Annotated in this window: 12 protein-coding genes; 10 read left to right on the top strand and 2 right to left on the bottom strand. The window is 36.1% G+C overall.

Features of this window, described 5'->3' with window-relative positions:
• Window positions 1-2: 2 nt before the first annotated feature.
• Both J7S27_04095 and J7S27_04090 read right to left on the bottom strand, forming a co-directional pair.
• Window positions 3-3,458 carry an FtsX-like permease family protein gene (locus tag J7S27_04095; protein QTU82501.1) on the bottom strand — a complete coding sequence of 1,152 codons (3,456 nt, stop codon included), beginning with the start codon at window positions 3,456-3,458 and terminating at the stop codon, window positions 3-5.
• Window positions 3,459-3,466: 8 nt separating this feature from the next.
• On the bottom strand, window positions 3,467-4,168 hold the full coding sequence (locus tag J7S27_04090; protein ID QTU82500.1) for an ABC transporter ATP-binding protein: 702 nt from the start codon (window positions 4,166-4,168) through the stop codon (window positions 3,467-3,469).
• Window positions 4,169-4,271: 103 nt separating this feature from the next.
• Here J7S27_04090 and J7S27_04085 point away from each other — a divergent pair, with 103 nt between their 5' ends.
• The 10 genes from J7S27_04085 to nrdF all read left to right on the top strand — a co-directional run bounded on the left by J7S27_04085 (window position 4,272) and on the right by nrdF (window position 20,544).
• Window positions 4,272-4,808 carry a TetR/AcrR family transcriptional regulator gene (locus tag J7S27_04085; GenBank protein QTU83613.1) on the top strand — a complete coding sequence of 179 codons (537 nt, stop codon included), beginning with the start codon at window positions 4,272-4,274 and terminating at the stop codon, window positions 4,806-4,808.
• A gap of 67 nt (window positions 4,809-4,875) precedes the next feature.
• Window positions 4,876-6,666, top strand: a complete 1,791-nt coding sequence (pepF, locus tag J7S27_04080; GenBank protein QTU82499.1) for an oligoendopeptidase F — start codon at window positions 4,876-4,878, stop codon at window positions 6,664-6,666.
• Between the two features lie 135 nt (window positions 6,667-6,801).
• Complete coding sequence (locus J7S27_04075; protein QTU82498.1) at window positions 6,802-9,135, top strand: cation-translocating P-type ATPase; 2,334 nt, start codon at window positions 6,802-6,804, stop codon at window positions 9,133-9,135.
• 142 nt (window positions 9,136-9,277) lie between these two features.
• Window positions 9,278-10,063, top strand: coding sequence for a sulfite exporter TauE/SafE family protein (locus J7S27_04070; GenBank protein QTU82497.1), 786 nt, complete (start codon window positions 9,278-9,280; stop codon window positions 10,061-10,063).
• 27 nt (window positions 10,064-10,090) lie between these two features.
• On the top strand, window positions 10,091-10,372 hold the full coding sequence (locus J7S27_04065; GenBank protein ID QTU82496.1) for an acylphosphatase: 282 nt from the start codon (window positions 10,091-10,093) through the stop codon (window positions 10,370-10,372).
• 246 nt (window positions 10,373-10,618) lie between these two features.
• Entirely contained in the window at window positions 10,619-15,697 is a 5,079-nt protein-coding gene (locus J7S27_04060; GenBank protein ID QTU82495.1) for a MucBP domain-containing protein, read from the top strand.
• Between the two features lie 312 nt (window positions 15,698-16,009).
• A complete protein-coding gene (locus tag J7S27_04055) occupies window positions 16,010-16,627 on the top strand; it encodes a class I SAM-dependent methyltransferase (GenBank protein QTU82494.1) in 618 nt (205 codons plus the stop codon).
• The gene (locus J7S27_04050) at window positions 16,614-17,486 is read left to right on the top strand and encodes an EamA family transporter (protein QTU82493.1); all 873 of its coding nucleotides are present in this window, start codon (window positions 16,614-16,616) and stop codon (window positions 17,484-17,486) included. The genes J7S27_04055 and J7S27_04050 overlap by 14 nt, the downstream gene beginning before the upstream one ends.
• Window positions 17,473-19,428: a S9 family peptidase gene (locus J7S27_04045; GenBank protein ID QTU82492.1), complete on the top strand. Its 1,956-nt coding sequence runs from the start codon at window positions 17,473-17,475 to the stop codon at window positions 19,426-19,428. Before J7S27_04050 ends, J7S27_04045 begins: the two co-directional genes overlap by 14 nt.
• Before the next feature lie 105 nt (window positions 19,429-19,533).
• Complete coding sequence (nrdF, locus tag J7S27_04040) at window positions 19,534-20,544, top strand: class 1b ribonucleoside-diphosphate reductase subunit beta (GenBank protein QTU82491.1); 1,011 nt, start codon at window positions 19,534-19,536, stop codon at window positions 20,542-20,544.
• Window positions 20,545-20,912 lie beyond the last annotated feature (368 nt).

Raw genomic sequence — 20,912 nt, 5'->3', positions numbered from 1 at the left:
GATTAATCTACAGATTTCAAAGCTTCGAGCATATCCACTCGTTTTAATTGTTTATTCACCATAACACCTAGTAGTACAACAATTGTGATAATCACGATTGTTGGTACAATGTATACCCACCATTCAACTTGCGGGTTAAACATCATAAACGGTGTGGCTACCGTTTGAATAATGGCATAGTGCAGTATGCGACCAAATACCAATCCAAGTACAATCCCAATGAGTGATAATAAAATGGTTTCTCGGTAAATATAGAGTGTGACTTCTCTATTGAAAAAGCCTAACACTTTAATGGTTGATAGTTCACGAATCCGTTCAGCAACATTGATGGTTGTTAAATTATATAAAATCACTATCGCCAATAAAATAGATGCAATCGTTAAAATCACCATAATTTGAGTAAGTGAACGAACAAGTGTATTCACGTTTTGTTGAATCGATAAATTTTGAACGACCGCTTTCACACCGTCAATTGCCATAAATTCAGCCGTAATACTTTCAACATAGCTGGCTTCACTTGAGTTGAGTTTCATCAAATGTGTGTTTTCATGCCAACTTGTATGGAAAAATCGTTCATATGCTTTGTCGTTCATAAAAATAAAGTGACCAGCATACATTTCTGCAATTCCTGAAATGTGTAGCGGGAACGTGTTGCCGTGTGCATCGGTTAAAGCTAATGTGTCGCCAACTGATACATTTAATTGTGCCGCTATTTTTTCAGTAAGAATAACACCCGAATCACTTAGCGTAAGCGGTTTTTTTGTTTGTGCATCATATAAATTGATATAACCATCAAAAGATTGGTTTGTCGCCAATAAGGTAATGGTTTGTGGGTTAATCACCCCTTCAATTTTTTGAACATAGTTTTTTGAATAGAGTGATAAGTGATGATCCACGTTTAATTGTGACAATTTTTCTTGAATGGTGTGTGCTTTTTTTTCATCAACGTTATCGTGTTGTATGACCAATGCGTCATATTGAATAATGTGATGATATTGACGCGATACAACACCGTTTAATGAGGATAAAATGCCTAACCCAGAAAAGAGTAGCGCCAATGATCCAGCAACACCAAATATGGTCATGAACATGCGTTGTTTGTATCTGAAAATATTGCGTGCAGTGACTTTTTGCGTGAAGTTTAAACGGCGCCATACCCATGGAATCCGTTCTAATAAAATAGACGACGCTTTTGCTGGCGGTTTAGGCAGTAATAGTGATGCTGCACTATCTTTTAATTCACGTTTTGCAATGAGCAATGCTGGAACAACACTACAAAAAATACTAATTAAAATAGAGACGATAGCAATTGGCCAATGGAACGTTAGCGGTAAATCAGGCAGAATGGTTGTCGACAGTAACGTTTTACCAATCATTAATGGTAGCAAGTACATGCCTGCGAAAATACCAATCATCGTTCCCGTTAGACCAGCAATTAGTCCATAATGAGTGAATTTTTTATAGACATCTGCGTTAGTGTAACCTAGCGCTTTAAGAACACCGGCATTGGTGCGTTCTTCGTTGACAAAACGCGTCATTGTCGTCAACGTAACCAGAGCCGCAACGGCATATAAAACAACAGGAAACATATTGCCCACAGATGAAATACCATCACTTGTTGCCTTAATCGTTGTATAGCCTTCGCCACCCAACATACTAGAGCGTGTGTAAACGCGGTATTCGGGTTCAACCAATTCTTGCAGTTGCGCCTTTGCATCAGCAATATCGGCTTGTGCTTTTTCAATGTCCACTTTAGCACGTGCTTCTTCTTCGTTAAAAGTTTCTTTTTTCTCGTCTAACACGTTTTGAGCCGTCACCAATTCCGTTTTCCCGCTTAACAAGCGTTCTTTTGTCGCTTGAATTTGTTTGAAACCAGATTGATACTCAGCAAACCCACGTTCGTATTTTTCCATTCCCTGATGATACTGTTCTAAACCAGTTGAGTAGGCGAGTTGTTTGTTTTGAAGGGTGGTGTAACCGTCTTGATAAGCAAGTAACCCTTCTTCATAGTCAGCACGTTTTGCTTGGAATTGTGCATTTTGTTCATCAAACAAAGCTTTTGAACTGTCGTATTGTTCAACGCCGGCAGTATATTGTGAACGTGCCATTGTATATTCATTTTCTTTTGTTGCTAAAAGAGTGGATTGAGTCGTGTACTGATGGTTAAGTGTCTCAATAACTTCTGATGTAATGCCTTTTTCGTTTGCTTGCGTAGGGTTGCTTTGCAAAAGTGCTTCATAGTCGTCAATTTGTTTGCGTAATGCACTTAATTGTTCTTTGCCGAATACAATTTCTGAATTGGCACGATCTAATTGTGCTTTTGTGTGGTCTAGTAATTGTTTGGATTGTTGTAGTTGCAATTGTGCATCGTCAATTTGTTTTTGCCCTTGTACGATGGCTTCTTTTGCGTTGTCGAGTTTAATTTTCGTTTCTTGTAATTGTGAAAATCCGTCATCTAATTGCTTTTTACCACTATCTAAATCTTCTTTTGTTTGAGTGAGTACTTTTTTAGCGTTATCAAGTTCAACTTTAGATTGTTGCAATTTCTTTTCGTTTTGCGCTAATGTGTTTAATCCACTTTCAACACTGTGTTGATTCGTGTTGATGTCTTGTTGTGCATCGTCAATTTGTTGGCGTGCATCGGCTAATTTTTTCAATGCCTCATCAATTTTTCTTTCTCCATCTGCAATTGATGTGCTGGCATCTGATTGAATAGCATTGATTCTTTGTGAACCGTTATTCAATAAAAGAGATTCAATATTTTTTTGCAGTTCATTGATTTTATCTTCATACGATTTAGAATACGTATTGAGAGTTGCTAACTCTGGGAACGCGATTCGTGCAATTGTAAAGACGCTACTATCAAACGTATCTGGTGTAACTACGGCAAATCCACGCAATGTTCCGCTACCTGAAGTGGAGGCTCCAAGTGTTTTGGTTGAAATAAATTCATTGGAGTGAACAAATCCAACCACTTTAAAAGTGTGTGTTTTGAGCAGTTTTTTACTTTTGGTTTCATTCAGTTCGATGGAATCGCCAATTGTATAACGATCTTGTAAAGTCGCCGTCAATGCAACTTCATTTTGATTTTCGGGTAGTCTACCGGATTGTACGGCATAGGTAGAAATGTTTTGTGTATTTGAAAAAACACGAATTGATTGAGCAGAGTGATCAATAATGGTATCCGAAAAGTAACCAAATTCAATTTGGCTATTCGGAATCATCGATAATTCTTCTTGATCGAATGAGCTTAGTCCATAATCTGCTAAAACGGTAAAATCGGCAGCGTGATGATGTTGCATCATTTCTTGAACCGTTGTATTGATATTTGGTCCTGTCACTTTTAACCCAACCAGTCCAAATGCACCGAGCGCCATTAAAGACATAATCGAAATAAAGCGTCCTAAAGATTGTGTGATTGCTTTTTTTATCGTTAAATGTAATGTTCTTTTTTTCATAAATACTCCTAGTATTCTAATGTTTGAATATCTTGAGGATTTTCATTGAACGTAATCGATTTTACTTTGGCATCGTGCATATGAATGACACGATTGGCTATTGGTGCTAAAGCACTGTTATGTGTGACGATGACAACGGTAGTGCCTAATTCCTGACTCATTTTTTGTAAAATATGCAGCACTTGTTTGCCTGTTTGATAATCCAGAGCGCCTGTTGGTTCGTCACACAGTAATAATTTTGGATTTTTGGCAATGGCACGTGCAATGGATACACGTTGTTGCTCACCACCTGAAAGTTGTGCCGGAAAGTTATTCATACGATGACCAAGTCCAACAGATTCTAGTGCATCAATAGGATTTTGAGCATCTTTAACAATTTCGCATGCCAATTCCACATTTTCTTTAGCCGTTAAATTAGGCACTAAATTGTAAAATTGAAAAACAAAGCCAACGTCGTTACGGCGATATTGTGTCAATTGCATATCGTTAAACTGCGCAATGTCTTCACCGTCAATAAACACATGACCTTCATCGTTCGTATCCATACCACCTAAAATGTTTAAAATGGTCGATTTACCAGCGCCCGATGCACCTAAAATAATGACCAACTCACCTTTTTCGATAGTAAATGACACGTTGTTATTTGCCATAATGACATTGTCACCAATTTTATATTTTTTATAACTATTTTTCATTTCAATGTAAGACATAACGTCCCCCTTATATAGACAACTTGTTGATTTAATTGTATCCTATTTTTATAGGCGAAAGCAATAAACAGACTATCGTGAATTGTTGATTTAAGTAAAGGAGATAAAAAAGATGCAACGTCAAACACAAACAAAAGAAGCCATAAAAAGCGCTTTTATACAGTTGTTACAGGAAAAAGGGTTTGATGCTGTAACCGTTAGTGATTTATCACGATATGCAAAAGTGAATCGTGGGACATTTTATTTACATTACGTGGATAAATTTGATTTGGTCGATCAGTTGGTTCAAGAAGTTTTTGAAGCGATTTGGGTGCATCTAGAATTAATTGATACCAACTTTCCAATGGAAACAATGATTTTGATTTTTGATAATTTAAAGGATAATTTTCAATTCATTCAAGTGCTGAGTCAGCGACGATTTGATTATGTGAATGCCTTGTTGCGACAATTTTTAACAGCGCTAATTGAAAAGTTAGCGCCCATTCAACACCGTTTAGACCATCATCCGACTTTACCACCGGATTACGCCAAAGAAGTATTTTTATCGAGTAATGCGGGCATTATTTTCCATTGGCTTTCAAAAGGTGGTGTTGAAAGTTCAAAAGAGATTGCCCAAATTTTTATGGCGAATAACATGTAAATGAGTTGCACCGTTTGAGTAGTACGGTATAATGAAAATATTAAAAAAGAATGAGAAGGTAAAAAGTATGATAGATAGAAGTCAAGTCGAAATCGATCAAACATGGGACTTAACACTGTTATTTAAAGATGAAGCTGAATATGAGCAAGCGTTGGAAACGCTGGTTCATGAGGCTGCTCAGTTGAAAAATCAATTTGAAGGCAAAATACAAACACCACAAGACGTTTCTGGTGTGTTGTCAGCGTATCGTCAATTGTCTCAACTCATGTCAAAAATTGGCAATTATGTCATGTTACATGTTAGTGCCAATATGCTCGATACAACAGCACAAGAACGTAACAGTAAGGCACAAAATTTATTGGCTAGCACACGTTCACAATTGAGTTTTGTTGTGAGTGAATTGTCACAATTGAATGAGTCGGTATTAAAACAAGCCGCTGAAAATAAGGAAGATGCACTCTTTATTGAAAAATTGTTGCGTGATCAATCCCAACTGCTTTCTAAAGAGACAGAATCGGTATTGGCAGCACTGTCTAACACATTATCATTCCCGTATCAAAATTATAACGATATTAAGTTTCGTGACGTTCGTTTCCCTAAATTTGAAGTGGATGGGAAAGTGCATGAAATGACGTATAATTCATTTGAAGGGAGTATGGAGTCAGAAGTCGACACGCCACTTCGTCGTAAAGCGTTTGACGTTTTCTCGAATACACTAAGCCAGTATCAACATAGTACGGCTTCGGCATATAATGCGCATGTTCAAATGGAAAAAACGATGGCGACATTGCGTGGTTTTGATTCAGTATTTGATTATTTACTCGATACACAACAAGTATCAAGTGAATTGTATCATCGTCAAATTGACATGATTATGGAGCATTTAGCACCACACATGCGTCGCTATGCTAAATTACTTGGAAAATTATACCATTTAGATAAAGTACGTTATGAAGATTTGAAATTAAATGTTGACCCAGATTTTTCACCCGAAGTGACATATGAACAAGCGAAAGCGTACGTCTTAAAAGGTGTCGCACCACTTGGTAAAGACTACTTGGAAATTATGGAACAAGCGTTTGATGAACGATGGATTGACTACGCGCAAACGACAGGAAAACGTACAGGAGCGTTTTGTTCATCACCGTATGGTGAGCGTTCATTTATCTTAATGTTCTTTAGTGAAAGCATGGACGATGTGATGACATTAGCGCATGAGTTAGGTCATGCCGGGCATTTCCAAATGGCACATCGTTATCAAAATATATTTGACGCACGTGCCTCATTGTATTTTATTGAAGCACCATCTACAACGAACGAATTACTCGTTGAGCAATATTTACTCGATGAAGCGAATGGTGATCATCGTATGACACGATGGATTAAAGCAACCATGATTGGAAAAACGTATTATCACAACTTCGTGACACACTTTATGGAAGCGTACTTCCAACGTGAAGTATACCGTTTAGTTGATAAAGGATTCAGTGTAGATGCGCCTACATTAAATCGTCTATTTAAAGAAACGTTAGAAAAATTCTGGGGCGATGCAGTGGAATTGACACCAGGTGCAGAATTAACGTGGATGCGCCAACCACATTATTACATGGGACTATATCCATACACTTATTCAGCTGGTTTAACAATCGGTACACAAGTGGCTAAAAACATTCGTGAACGTGGTGAAAGCTATGCGCAACAATGGGTAAACGTTTTACAAATGGGTGGTTCTCAAAAAGCAGAAGATTTGGCAAAAGCAGCAGATGTTGATTTGACAACTTCACAACCACTCGAAAACACAATTGCTTTCATCGGAGAATTGATTGACGATGTGATTGCCTTGAGTGATAAAATCTAAAAATATGGCTACCGGTTATATATCGGTAGTTTTTATTTTAATGGTATAAAGAATCATCAGGCAAAAAGATTAAAATAAAAATAAAAGTATGCTATAATCATTAGTTACGATAGAGCTTACAAGAGAGGTTTAAAAATGGATAAAAAATTAACTGGTTTGACGAATCGTGACGTGCAAGAACGCATTAAAAATGGACAAACCAATGATTTTAAAGCAAAAGTAAATACAAGTAATTGGCAAATCTTTAAAAGAAATGTTTTTACGCCATTTAACGCTTTAAATTTCGCCATTTTTTTAGCATTATTAGCGGTTGAAGCGTGGACACACATGTTCTTTTTCAGCGTTATTGTGATCAATGCGATGTCAGGTGTCATTATTGAAATACGCGCTAGACGCATGCTCGAAAATTTAAATTTAATCAATAAAGAAAAAGTGCAAGTCATTCGAGAGGGTGAAGTGCACTCCATGACCCCCGAAGAAATTGTAATGGACGATTTGATTGTGTTATCAGCTGGTGATCAAGTACCCAGTGATGCAAAAGTAGTCGATGGATTTGCCGAAGTGAATGAATCTCTGTTGACAGGGGAAAGTGACTTAATCGTAAAAAAAGAAGATTCGCCATTACTTTCAGGTAGTTTTTTAGTGAGTGGAAAAGTGTATGCAAAAGTAGTGCATGTCGGTAAAGATAATTATGCAAATAAATTAGCGCTTGAAGCTAAAACGCATAAACGAATTGTCTCACGCATTTTATACAACATGGATAAAATTGCCAAATTTACAGGAAAAATTATCATTCCATTTGGTGTTGCCCTATTCTTAGAAGCCTATCTCATTAAAATGTTACCTATCAAGGACTCTGTTGTGACAACATCAACGGCGTTATTAGGTATGTTGCCTAAAGGTATTGCCTTATTAACAATTACTGCCTTATTAACAGCCGTTATTAAATTAGGGATGCAAAAAGTATTGGTTCAAGAAATGTATTCTGTTGAAACTTTGGCACGTGTGGACGTGTTGTGTTTAGATAAAACTGGAACCATTACACAAGGTAAAATGACGGTTGAGCGTTTTGATACGTTAACCGATGCGTATTCACAAGAACGCATTGAACAAATTTTATCTGCCTATATGCAAAAAAGTTCAGACACTAATGCAACCGCTTTAGCGATTCGTTCAAAATTTGGGAACGTCTCACATGATTTACAAGCAGGAGAAGTTATTCCGTTTTCAAGTGATCGAAAATGGGGAGCTATGGCATTTCATGGTTTAGGCAATGTTTATTTAGGTGCACCGGAAATGTTGTTAAAAAATAATCCAGACACCGTAACAACGGCGCAACAAAATGGATCACGTGTGCTAGTGTTGGCAGTGAGTCAACAACCATTAAATCAAACAGAACGTACGTTGCCAGATGATTTACAAGCGATTGCCATTTTAGAAATTGCTGATCCAATTCGACAAGATGCCGCAAAAACATTGGCATATTTACGTTCTCAAAAAGTCATCTTAAAAATTATTTCTGGGGATAATCCGGTAACCGTATCACACATTGCCCACCAAGCTGGCTTTGAAGATTACGCTAATTACATCGATTGCTCTAAAGTCAGTGACGATGAATTAGTTGATTTGGCGGAGGAAACGGCTATTTTCGGTCGTGTATCGCCACAACAAAAAAAATTACTGATACAAACATTGAAAGCCAACGGTCATACAACTGCAATGACGGGAGATGGTGTCAATGACATTTTGGCGTTACGTGAAGCGGATTGCTCTATTGTAATGGCAGAAGGAGATGCAGCGACACGACAAATTGCTAATTTAGTGTTAATGGAATCAGAATTTAAAGATATTCCTGAAATTTTATTTGAAGGTAGACGTGTTGTGAACAACATCTCACATGTAGCGCCTATTTTCCTCATTCAAACGATTTATTCTTTTTTATTACCAATCGTGTGTATGGCAAGTATGTTATGGGGTAAAGCAGAATTTTTATTTGTTTACCCATTTATGCAAATTCAAATGACATTAGTTGGTCAGTTCATTGAAGGATTGCCACCATTTGTCCTATCGTTCGAACGTAATATTCGACCGGTAGAAAAACATTTTTTAAGACGATCATTGCAATTGGCTTTACCAAACGCATTGATTGTTGTATTAAGTGCCCTAGTATTTCATGTATTGCAAGTCAATGGCGTATTAACCCATCAAGACGTTATGACATTGTCTTACTATATGTTAGGGTCAGCAGGTGTTCTTGCCGTTATTCGTGCTTGTTTGCCGTTAACAAAATTACGGATAGCCTTAATAGCCTATTCCGTATTTGGATTTTTCATTACGGCATACCTTTTACGTGAGTTGATTGAAATTGATACACTCAACGCACAAACATTACCTATTTATATCATCTGTTTAATTATTGTGATTCCGTTATTCTTTTGGATTAGCCATCGACAAAAGGCGTTCGAATAATTTCGCATCATAAGATTAATAACAGAATATTATGTATAAACAGGTAAAGAAGGTTTTGATAGTCGATAAAACGTCTCGAAAACGTAGCAATACCTGAATAAATAATATTTAAAATTAATTTTATGATGATGAAAGGAAAGCGATGGTACAAAGTATAGTTTATAGTGTTGTGGTGTTATGTGCTACAATTGTTGGAGCAGCTACAGGAGTTGGTGGAGGAGCCATTATCAAACCTGTTTTTGATTTACTTGGAATGGATAATGCGGTCATAATTGGTGTTTATGCCACCGTTGCGGTATTTTCGATGTGTTTAACATCCGTTTATCGACAAATGAAAAAAGGTGTAAAATTTAATAAAAGAGTGGCGATAAGTTTATCGATTGGTTCAGTTATTGGTGGGTATGTTGGTGAATTTGTTTTTAAAACATTAACTAATAAACTACCCGATAACACGATTAAGTTTTATCAGTCATTTTTACTCGGGATTATATTAGTCTTGGTAATGATATATACATTAAATAGTGCCCGTATTCGTCAACATCACTTACAAAATAAACTTGTGATTATGTTACTATCGTTTTTTGTTGGTGTTATATCTACATTTCTAGGTATTGGTGGCGGACAATTAAATTTAGCGTTGCTAATGTTTTGTTTTGGTCTATCAACTAAACATGCTGCAATTTATTCATTAACCATGATTTTCTTTTCGCAATTATCAAAAGTGATTTTATTACTTACTGATATTCATGACTATAACATTGACTGGGTCATTTGCGGTGCAATCATTGTCTTTTCATTTTTAGGTGGTGTCATTGGGACAAAAATCAATCACCAATTTAAACCAAAAACAATTGAAAAAATATATTTAGGTTTAATGGTTGTGTTATTATGTGTTTGTGTCATGAACATGATGTCAAATATTGGATAACCAATAACATAAAAAGGATGACTTGATATGATTAAAGTAGCATTGAGAGTATACGGTCGTGTGCAAGGTGTCGGATTTCGATGGGGAACGCAACGTGTTGCCCATGAAATTGGTGGACTGACAGGTCGTGTATGGAATAATGACGACGGGAGTGTTGGCATTCACGTGCAAGGCAAAGACGCCATGGCAATCAAGCAGTTTATTTCAGAAATCAAACGAGGACCCATGCCAATGGCAATTGTTGAACAAGTGGATATTGCAGTAGGTACTTTTCCAGACTATAAAAGATTTACTGCAGAGCAAGGTTAATGGCATCATAACCGTTGTCTAAAGCGTAAGAGATATGATTGAAAATTTAATTGACCTTTGATTGAAAGAGCGTATTTGGACGCTCTTTTTTGTTGTTATGATGTATAAGTGTTTATTCAGTTGTCCATTAATTAAATTTAGATTAAAAAATAGCGGGGGGGGGGACACTTTTTGCATATATTCTTTATAAATACTGTGTTTAGTAGTATCATAAATATAATTAAATAAAATGGGAGGTATTTTCTATTGAAATATATAGTCAATAAACTAAGTAGAATAATATTAGTTTTTGTTTTGCTATTGTCGAATATTGTCAATCTTGTGGGAATACCACAAGTGTTTGCAGAAGAGGATAACACATCTGCTGTGTCGACATCTGTTACGTATGCTGATCCGGCTGTAACGCATACGAAATCAGGAGAATATACGACGTACTATTTAAACGTATCCGTATCTGGAGCGAATACGAATTATCAAGAACCGTATGTAGACGTTGAATTGAGTAAATTTGATTTTGAAAAACCGAATAATCCGTCTACTGCAGCCAGCTTGAAAAACTATGAATTAATTGAAATGAAAGATAAATATATTATGCGTTTTACGTATACACGTTTAGCTGGTGGAACTAATGTTTCGATTCCTTTTCAATTAAATTTAAGACATTATCGATATAGCGATAAAGAAGCTTATCCAATTAAACATACGTTTTATACCGATTCAGGGACACAAATTTATACGAATACAAATAGATTTAATGTCACAACATCTGAACCAAGTTTTGCGAATACTTTAAATCACACGTATACGGTTGTTAGATCTGAGCCTACTTTACCAACAGTACCAAATGATTATACGTTTAATGTTCCACTTAATACAACATCAAGACCTTATGTGTATTATCCTGAATTTGGTAGAGATAGTAGACCACTCGTATTAAGTGTTGCTACACCAGATAACTTTGTATTTGATCAAGCATTGAATCGTGATTGGACGTATGACGATTCAACGAAAACATTAAAACGTGAAATTGTTCCAGATCCAAGCGTACCTACTCGAAGCTATTTGTTTAATTTCGTTGGAAAATTAAAAGACCAGCCATTCGATACACAGGTGCTATTCACTTACTCAATCGCTTATAAAAATAGTGATGGAACAACACAACCAATCGAACGTAAACAAGTACAAAATGTTACATTTAAATATTTTCCATTACAAGTAGGATTAGGTGGAATTTCTAAAACCGTTACACCGGGTACACGATTTTATTCTGAAACCAATTTTAATTCAGAATTATTATGGACATTACGTGTTTCTTTAGGTGAAGATACACAATATATTCCAGTTGGGGAAAAAATAGGATTCGATAAAATTATTGATAGACCACATACTGATTCCGGATTGGAATATCGTGCGATTGCCCTTTATACACCGGCTAATCTTAAAGATGGTGTTTATGATGCAGAAAATTTAGCTAAATTATCTCATAACCGTGTAGTTGGGACTTTACCAGATAATTCGACAGAAGAAATTGCAAAAAATGTGCCGTTATCAACAGTTGATAATAAACAATTTGTCAATTTAAACGGTAAAGTATATAAAAAGGTTGAGTTGATTTTTGATGATGCCATTTTAGCGACTAAAATTGATAGTCAGAAACATGATATTATTGCATTGGACTATCGTACGACGATAGATGCAGCAACTATTGCTAAAATTGATACATGGGCAAAAGATTTAAATAACGCTAGAAACTACTATTATGTATATAATTTTGCATCTATTGCCTACAAAACAGAAGTTTCAGAAGAATATCGTCAATCAGTATTCATACGCCCATCACTAGCGTATGTTTATGATTCATACACTGAATTAAAAACACCAAACTCTGGAACGTTAGTATACCCTGATCAAAAAATTGATTATAAAGGCCGTATTAATATTGAACAACGTTCTGAAGATATTAAAGAATTAAAAGACGGAAAAGTGGTTATTTTAGCACCACCGGGATTAATTTTTAATGGATTAGATTTGGTCGGCGATACGAACGCATCACGCGGAACATTTAAATTAAGTGACACTTATCAAACAGTTTATAATTATAAAAATACTGGTAAAACAGCGTATATTTATGATGTTGTAGATAGTAAAGTTTATGCGATTAAAGAAGAAGGCGCATTATTAGATGATTATAAAACTCTATTGGGATCATTTACGGCAACGCGTGATTTAACTGAAAATGAAAATTTAACGGTGGAAACGTTCTTCTCATATAGTAACAATAAAGTGTTTAATTCGGATTTAATCATCGGTAAAAATGAAGATGTATTAGATATTGATGAAGATGGCGACACTTCAGAAAAAATTGCTAAATCGTTTGCATCATTTATTTACACACCACCAAAAGAGTTGATTGTAAGTAAAAAATCAAAAAATGAAGGTGAACCCGACGAAAAATACTTCAGTAGTACGGCAACAGATGGGTTAGATATTTTAAACTATCGTATTGATGTGTTTAATAACACTGATTTACCAGTAAAAAACGTTACTGTTATTGATGTATTGCCTCATTTAAATGATTCTGTTATCGTGCCAAATAAAGAAGGTGTTTATGCCGCTCGTGGTACAGAATACAGTTCTACTTTAGTAGGGCCAGTTAAAGCACCAGAAAAATACACGGTATACTATACAACAGATGCTCCAAAACAAACGTTGGAAGAAAATGTAGCATTGAATTGGGTATTAGCCAATGCCGTTACAGATTTTTCAAAAGTAACAGCTATCAAAATTACATTGAATGCAAATGCTGTAATTGATGCGAAAACGACTGATCGCATGTATTTCAATGTTAAAAATCCTTCAACAACAACTGTTGACGGTAATCGTGTTTCAAATAATACGGTAGCATCCTATTACGGAGATAACATTGAAGGTGCGGTAGAATCCTTTAAAAATACAGCCATTTTAACTGACTATGTTGTTAAGGGTAAAGCATACTATGACCGCAACGATGACAGTACATTTAATGATGGTGATGTTGTAATTGCTAATCGTGAAGTGGTATTGTACAAAGTTGAAAATGGTGTTGAGCGCGAAGTGTCTAAAACGACAACCAATGCAGATGGAGATTATGCATTTGCTAACATCATTGAAAAACGCGGTGATTATCGCGTTAAAATTACAAAAAATCCAAATGATTTATTAACAACTCCTTTAGCATCTACAGCTACAGATATTAATAATGACTTAACGGCTGATGGCTATGCTGCGGTAACGTTAGATGCACAAAAACAACAGGGGATTTTAAACTTAGCGTTAAAAAATATTTTCGGTACAGTAAATACTTACCATCAAAGTGAAACGGGAGAAACGTTATCACCAAGTACAACACAAGTAGGAATTGTAAACACTACTTATAATACACAACAAGCAACTATCGAAAACTACACATTTAAAGAAGTATCAACAACTTTAGGTTCAGCAGCTACTGGGAACTTTATTGATGGTACGGTTAATGTGTACTATATTTACCAACGTAGCAATGCTGGTAAAGTTACTGTAACGCATAAAGACGAAAAAGGTGCAACAGTATCTCCACAAGTTGAATTACTGGGTACGAATAAATTAGGATTACCTTATACAACAAATCCAGCGACTATCGCAAATTATACGTTGCTTGAAACACCAGACAACGCGACAGGTACGTTTACAACAGGCGAACAAACGGTTAACTATGTATACCGTCGCAATAATGCCGGTAAAGTTGTTGTGACACATAAAGATGAAACAGGTGCCGTATTGGCACAACAAGTTGAATTAGATGGTACACAAAAATTAGGGTTACCATATATGACAAGTGCAGTAACTATTGAAAACTATGAATTAGTGACAACACCAACAAACGCGACAGGTACGTTTGCAACAGGCGAACAAACGGTTGAATACGTATACCGTCGTAAAAATGCAGGTAACGTCGTTGTGACACATAAAGATGAAGCAGGTGCAGTATTAGCACCACAAATCGATTTAGATGGTACACAAAAACTAGGTTTACCATATACAACGAATTTCGTTACCGTTGAAAATTATACGTTGATTGCAACACCAGACAATGCGACAGGCACATTTACAACAAGCGAACAAACAGTTGAATATGTATACCGTCGTAATGATGCTGGTAAAGTTGTTGTAACTTATAAAAATGAAAATGGCGAAGTGTTAGCTGAACAAGTTGAGTTAGATGGTACACAAAAACTAGGTTTACCATATGAAACCACATCAGTAACTGTTGAAAATCATACGTTGATTGCAACACCAGACAATGCGACAGGCACATTTACAACCGAAGAACAAACAGTTGAATATGTATACCGTCGAAATGATGCTGGCAAAATTGTCGTAACATATAAAGACGAAAACGGTGAAGTGTTAGCTGAACAAGTTGAATTAGATGGAACGCAAAAATTAGATTTACCATACGAAACAGTATCAGCAACAGTTGAAAACTATGAATTAGTTGCAACACCAGAAAACGCAACGGGAACATTTACAAACGAAGAACAAACGGTTGAATATATCTATCGTCGTAAAGACGCTGGTAAAGTTACTGTAACTTATACAGACGAAAAAGGTAATGTATTGGCTCCATCAGTTGAATTGGATGGCACAAACCAATTAGGTTTACCATATGAAACAATGGGAGTAACTGTTGAAAACTATGAATTAGTTGCATTACCAACAAACGCGACAGGAACATTTACAAACGAAGAACAAACCGTTGAATATGTCTACCGTCGTAAAAATGCTGAAAAAGTTGTCGTAACATTTAAAGACGAAAACGGTAATGTATTAGCACCATCAGTTGAATTAGATGGTACAAACCAATTAGGTTTACCATACGAAACCACATCAGCAATTGTTGAAAACTATGAATTAGTTGCATTACCAACAAACGCAACGGGAACATTTACAACAGAAAAACAAACCGTTGAATATGTATACCGTCGTAAAGATGCTGGTAAAGTTATCGTGACTTACACAGACGAAAACGGTAAAGTGCTAGCGCCACAAGTTGAATTAGACGGTAAAAATAAACAAGGCTTACCATATGACACTGAAAATAAAGTCATTGAAGGTTATGTATTGATTGCCGTACCAGCGAATAAATCAGGTATCTTCGGTACAGACGTTCAAGAAGTACGCTATGTTTATCGTGCTATACCAAAACCACAATTACCAAAAACAGGACAACAATCTGACTTTGTTGGATTAGGTGGTATGTTATTGGCAGTCGCTTACATGTTAAAACGTCAAAGAAAACAAAAGTAAGTTTTAAAAATTAACGGCTCTATGTCAAATAGGGTGGATGACTCATAAAGGTAGTGATTTAACAGATGTTAAGTCACTATCTTTTTTGTGTTGGTGGTTTTTGAAAAGACGGTGCCAACACTTTTTACGAAATCTCGTCTTTGCCATATGCGTGTGTGGACGTATTATTTGTGGCGTAAAAATAATGATCATTAATGTCATTTGCACCTTACACAATTTTCTATAAAGTGTATGTTATTTTTCAAAGGTTTAAATCCGACGAAATGAGAAAAATATGATACAATTAAACACAACTAGTAACAAGGAGGGAGTATGGGAGAACATTATTATTCAAATACACCATTGACACAATCGCATGAGCAATTGCATGACGTACATGTGGCGAATATGACGTTAAAATTATGGACAGATCATGGTGTGTTTTCTAAAACGGGATTAGATTTTGGTTCACGTACATTAATTGAAACGGTGATTGATGAAATTACCGTTAGTGGCGATATTTTAGATGTCGGTTGTGGTTATGGACCAATGGGAATTAGTTTAGCAAAAGCATTTAAACAACGTGTGACAATGGTTGATATTAATGAACGTGCTGTGGATTTAGCGAATAAAAATGCACAAGTCAACTTAGCAAACGCACATGCACTGGTATCGAATCAGTATGACAATGTCAGCCAATCTGATTTTGCACTTGTTGTTTCAAATCCACCGATTCGTGCTGGAAAAGATGTGGTGCATGGTATTATTTCAAATAGCATCAATCATTTAGAAGAAAACGGGCAACTCGTTATCGTCATTCAAAAGAAGCAAGGTGCTCCAAGTGCACAAAAGAAAATGGAAGAAATTTTTGGAAATGTAACGTTACTCAATCGTGAAAAAGGTTACTGGATTCTTTCAAGTACAAAAATGGTGAGCGATGGCAAAATTTAGATTTAGTGTGTCGATGATGATTTTCGGCACAATTGGGTTATTTGTTCGCTACATTCCGTTACCAAGCGGGGTTATTGCACTTGTTCGTGGACTCATTGGTGCGATATTTCTGTTGGCATTTTCGCGTGGGAAACTCGATAACGGGGCGATTCGTCAACATTTACGTGTGCTCGTTATTTCTGGTGTTAGTATTGGAGTGGAGTGGGTGTTGTTGTTCGAAGCGCTACGACAGACCAGTGTATCCGTAGCGACGCTTTGCTATTATATGGCGCCTGTTTTTTTTATTGTATTGTCTAGGCTATTATTTAAAGTGCAACTTACAAAAAAGCAGTTAATATTGTTGGCTGTAGAATTAGTAGGCATGTTTTTAGTAACGGGTGTACTCGATAGTCAAGTCAGCACGTCACATTTGTTCGGCATGCTATTGGCTTTATTGGCTGCGGTGTTTTATGCCATCATTGTACTGTGCAATCAGGCATTAGTGTCTATTGCTCCCGTAGAAAAAACGGCTGTTCAATTAAGTGTGGCAACAGTTGTTTTATTGCCATATGTCTGGTTACAGGAATTACACCACATTCAAGACGTATCACTACAAGCACTCGTGTTATTGCTTGTTGTCGGTGTGGTGCATACGGGATTTGCTTATAAAGAATATTTCGGAAGTATTGCGCAATTGCCAAGTGGAGTGGTAGCGGTATTAAGTTATATTGACCCGATTGTTGCGGTGATTTTATCGGCAGTGGTATTACAGGAAGAAATGACGCCGTTGATGTGGGTTGGTACAGTCCTCATTTTATCCGTAACGTTAGGGGATGAGATGATGCAATTGATAAGGAGAAGAAAATATGAAAAAAATTGAAGATCGTTCATTGTTTGAATTGAAAAGTGTGGCACAAGCGGTTGTGTCACATGATGATGTGTTTTTTGTTGAAACACAAATGCGTGAAAAAGAAAATGATTATGTGACAGCCATTAAAAGTGTGAATCGTCATAGTAAAGTGGTTAAAAACTGGGGAGACAACGGGACGGTGAATACGGCTTTACAAATGTCGCCACAAAAAGCGTACATTAGTTTTTTAACGAATGACAATGCGGATAAAAAAATGCAATTGGCAATAATGGCGCTAGATGGTGGATCAGCCGTTCAATTAACGAGCGAAAAAGATGGTGTTGGTCAATACGTGTGGAGTATTGATGGCAAATACATTTATTTTGTTGTGAGTCAATCTCCTGAAAAGGATGAAAAAGAAAATGATTTTCCAAAAGAAGTGGTCATTGAAAAAATCACTTATCAGTTGGACGGTAGAGGTGTTATTCCAACAGAAAACACTTATGCATTGAAAAAAGTGAATATTGAAACAAAAGAAGTGAGTGATATTCACACATTTGATTACCCATTCGGTTTATCTTATGTATCAAAAGAGCATGATTTTATTGTGTTCAATCAAAGTGATAGTGTGGAAGATGAATTTGCTTTTTCAAAAAGTACACCGTATGTATTTGATGTAGAAACAAAACAGGTCAAAAAGTTAATCGATAAAAAAGAGGGGACGTATGCTTTTGTTGCAAGTAGTCCTGATGAAAAAACATTTGTTTTAGCCGGACATGATTTTTCTTATGGTTTTGTGACGCAAACAAATTTCTACGCATTAGATGTTGCGACATCAACATTGACTAACTTAACAAAAGGTATTGATTTAGAACCGGGTGATTTATTAGTTGCCGATACACAACAAAATGTAACGGGTGTTGACGTATCTTTTGTTAGTGACGACACATTTGTATTTAGCGCAACAGAACACGGAAAAGTTCAATTGTATACAATGCGTTTAGATGGTACGTTAACAAACGTTATTGATGAACGATTACACATCACTAGTGCGGTATACAATGCTTTTGATACAGATGTCGCATTGACCTATTCAACATTAACGCAGCCAAGTGTTGTGGGTTTGTGGCAAACAGAAACGAATACGCTAGACGTATTGTATAATCCAAACGAAGCATTTGAAAACGAAACGACAATTGTCACACCAGAAATGTATTACTTTAAAGGATATGACAATTGGGATATTCAAGCATGGTATTTAAAACCGACAGATGTGAGCGAAAACTACCCATTAGTGTTGTATGTTCACGGTGGACCACAAGTGGCTTATGGTGAATCGTTCTTCCATGAAATGCAAAGTTTAGCGGCAAAAGGCTATGCGGTGTTAATGGTTAATCCGCGTGGTGGTAATGGTTACGGTCAAAAATTTGTCGCAAGCATTTTAGGCGATTACGGTAATCATGATTACGATGATTTAATGTTGGCGGTTGATGACATTTTAGAAAAAGACAAAAATATTGATACGAAAAATGTGTTTGTAACGGGTGGTAGTTACGGTGGTTTTATGACCAATTGGATTGTAACGCAAACGAATCGTTTTACCGCTGCGGTAACACAGCGTAGTATTTCTAACTGGATTAGTTTCTATGGTGTGAGTGATATTGGTTTTGCTTTCGTTGAAAATCAATTACAAAATGATTTATCCAATGTTAAACGTTTATGGGAGATGTCACCGTTAGCGCATGCGCATCAGGTTGAAACACCACTATTAGTGTTGCACGGACAAAGTGATTTGCGTTGCCCATTAGAACAAGGTCAACAAATGTATAACGCTTTAAAACGCAATGGTGTCGCTACAAAATTGATAACGTTCCCACAATCTTCTCACGGCTTATCTCGTGAAGGGTTACCTAACTTGCGTTTAGCCAGATTAGCCGCTATTACAGACTGGTTTACACAACACAAGATATAGAAAAACATAATCGACTGTGTTGTATATATTGTGGTGTGTGGTTGATTTTTTCGTGAAAATGTAGTAATGTAGTAGACGATGATTTTATAAAATAAGGTGAAAAAAATGAGTGAAAAGAAATATTTTAATCAGATTTTAAGTGCAAAAAATTACCCACATGTCGTTGAGTATTATAAAGCGATTGACTGGAACCAAGTTGAAGATATGATTGATAAATTAACTTGGGAAAAATTGACCGAGCAATTTTGGTTAGATACCCGTATTCCTGTGTCAAATGATTTGGACGACTGGCGTACACTTTCTGAACAAGAAAGAGATGTTGTTGGAAAAGTTTTTGGTGGGTTAACGTTATTGGACACGTTACAATCTGAAGAAGGTGCGACGTTGATGAAAGACTACGTGCGTACACAACACGAAGAAGCGGTATGGAACAACATTCAATTTATGGAATCTGTACACGCCAAAAGTTATTCGACAATTTTTACGACATTGAACACCAAAGCAGAAATTGAAGATATTTTTGAATGGACAAACACAAACGAGTATTTACAATACAAAGCAAGACGTATCAATGAAATTTATCAAAGTAAAGATGAATTAAAAATGAAAGTTGCTTCCGTAATGTTAGAAACGTTCCTGTTTTATAGTGGATTCTTTACACCGTTGTATTACTTAGGGAACAATAAATTAGCTAACGTTGCAGAAATCATTAAATTGATTATTCGTGACGAGTCAGTCCATGGAACGTATACAGGCTATAAATTCCAATTAGGTTATGAAGAATTAAGCGAAAAAGAGCAAGAAGAATTAAAAATGTGGGTATTCAACTTATGTTTGGAGTTATACCAAAACGAAGTGAAATATACACAATCGATTTACGATCAAATTGGCTGGACGGAAAAAGTAAAAGTTTTTATTCGTTACAATGCAAATAAAGCTTTACAAAACCTAGGTTTTGATCCACTGTTCCCAGATACAGCAGAAGATGTTGACCCAATTGTAATGAACGGTATTTCAACGGGAACATCAAACCACGATTTCTTCTCACAAGTCGGAAACGGTTATTTATTAGGTGCCGTTGAAGCGATGGAAGATGACGATTATTCAAAATGGTAAAATGAACATGTGCCGATAATGCAGTTAGTGGTACATTTAGACTGTTGACAACAAGAAAGTGTCAACAGTCTTTTTTCGTTAATTTGATGTTGGGCGATGAATACCTTTTGACTGTATTTGTTTATGTTTTAAAAAGATTTGACGAAGCGCTAATTACATTGTCTAATCAAATGCTGAAATTAGGTAAAAATGAAAGACAGTTAGGCGAATCATAAATTATAGATAACGTGTTAAATCCGATTTTGACAGTAAGTTAAAATAATGTGCGATACAATGGTTAAATGATTGGAGATATCATCTATTCAGCGTACATTTCCCTTGATTTTCCTTATATTTTTGGTATGATAAAGGCAGTTAAATAAGTAAGC

This window comes from Carnobacteriaceae bacterium zg-C25 (assembly GCA_017945845.1).
Classification (GTDB): Bacteria; Bacillota; Bacilli; order Lactobacillales; family Aerococcaceae; genus WM01.
The sequence above is the reverse complement of the archived record's forward strand: the minus strand, read 5'-3'. Positions and strand labels throughout refer to the sequence as shown.

Excerpts from the sequence above, each read along its gene's own strand:
- J7S27_04055 (QTU82494.1), top strand. The coding sequence starts at position 16,010 with ATGGGAGAACATTATTATTCAAATACACCATTGACACAATCGCATGAG.
- nrdF (QTU82491.1), top strand. The coding sequence starts at position 19,534 with ATGAGTGAAAAGAAATATTTTAATCAGATTTTAAGTGCAAAAAATTAC.
- J7S27_04090 (QTU82500.1), bottom strand. The coding sequence starts at position 4,168 with ATGTCTTACATTGAAATGAAAAATAGTTATAAAAAATATAAAATTGGT.
- J7S27_04095 (QTU82501.1), bottom strand. The coding sequence starts at position 3,458 with ATGAAAAAAAGAACATTACATTTAACGATAAAAAAAGCAATCACACAA.
- J7S27_04050 (QTU82493.1), top strand. The coding sequence starts at position 16,614 with ATGGCAAAATTTAGATTTAGTGTGTCGATGATGATTTTCGGCACAATT.
- J7S27_04070 (QTU82497.1), top strand. The coding sequence starts at position 9,278 with ATGGTACAAAGTATAGTTTATAGTGTTGTGGTGTTATGTGCTACAATT.
- J7S27_04075 (QTU82498.1), top strand. The coding sequence starts at position 6,802 with ATGGATAAAAAATTAACTGGTTTGACGAATCGTGACGTGCAAGAACGC.
- J7S27_04045 (QTU82492.1), top strand. The coding sequence starts at position 17,473 with ATGAAAAAAATTGAAGATCGTTCATTGTTTGAATTGAAAAGTGTGGCA.
- J7S27_04065 (QTU82496.1), top strand. The coding sequence starts at position 10,091 with ATGATTAAAGTAGCATTGAGAGTATACGGTCGTGTGCAAGGTGTCGGA.
- pepF (QTU82499.1), top strand. The coding sequence starts at position 4,876 with ATGATAGATAGAAGTCAAGTCGAAATCGATCAAACATGGGACTTAACA.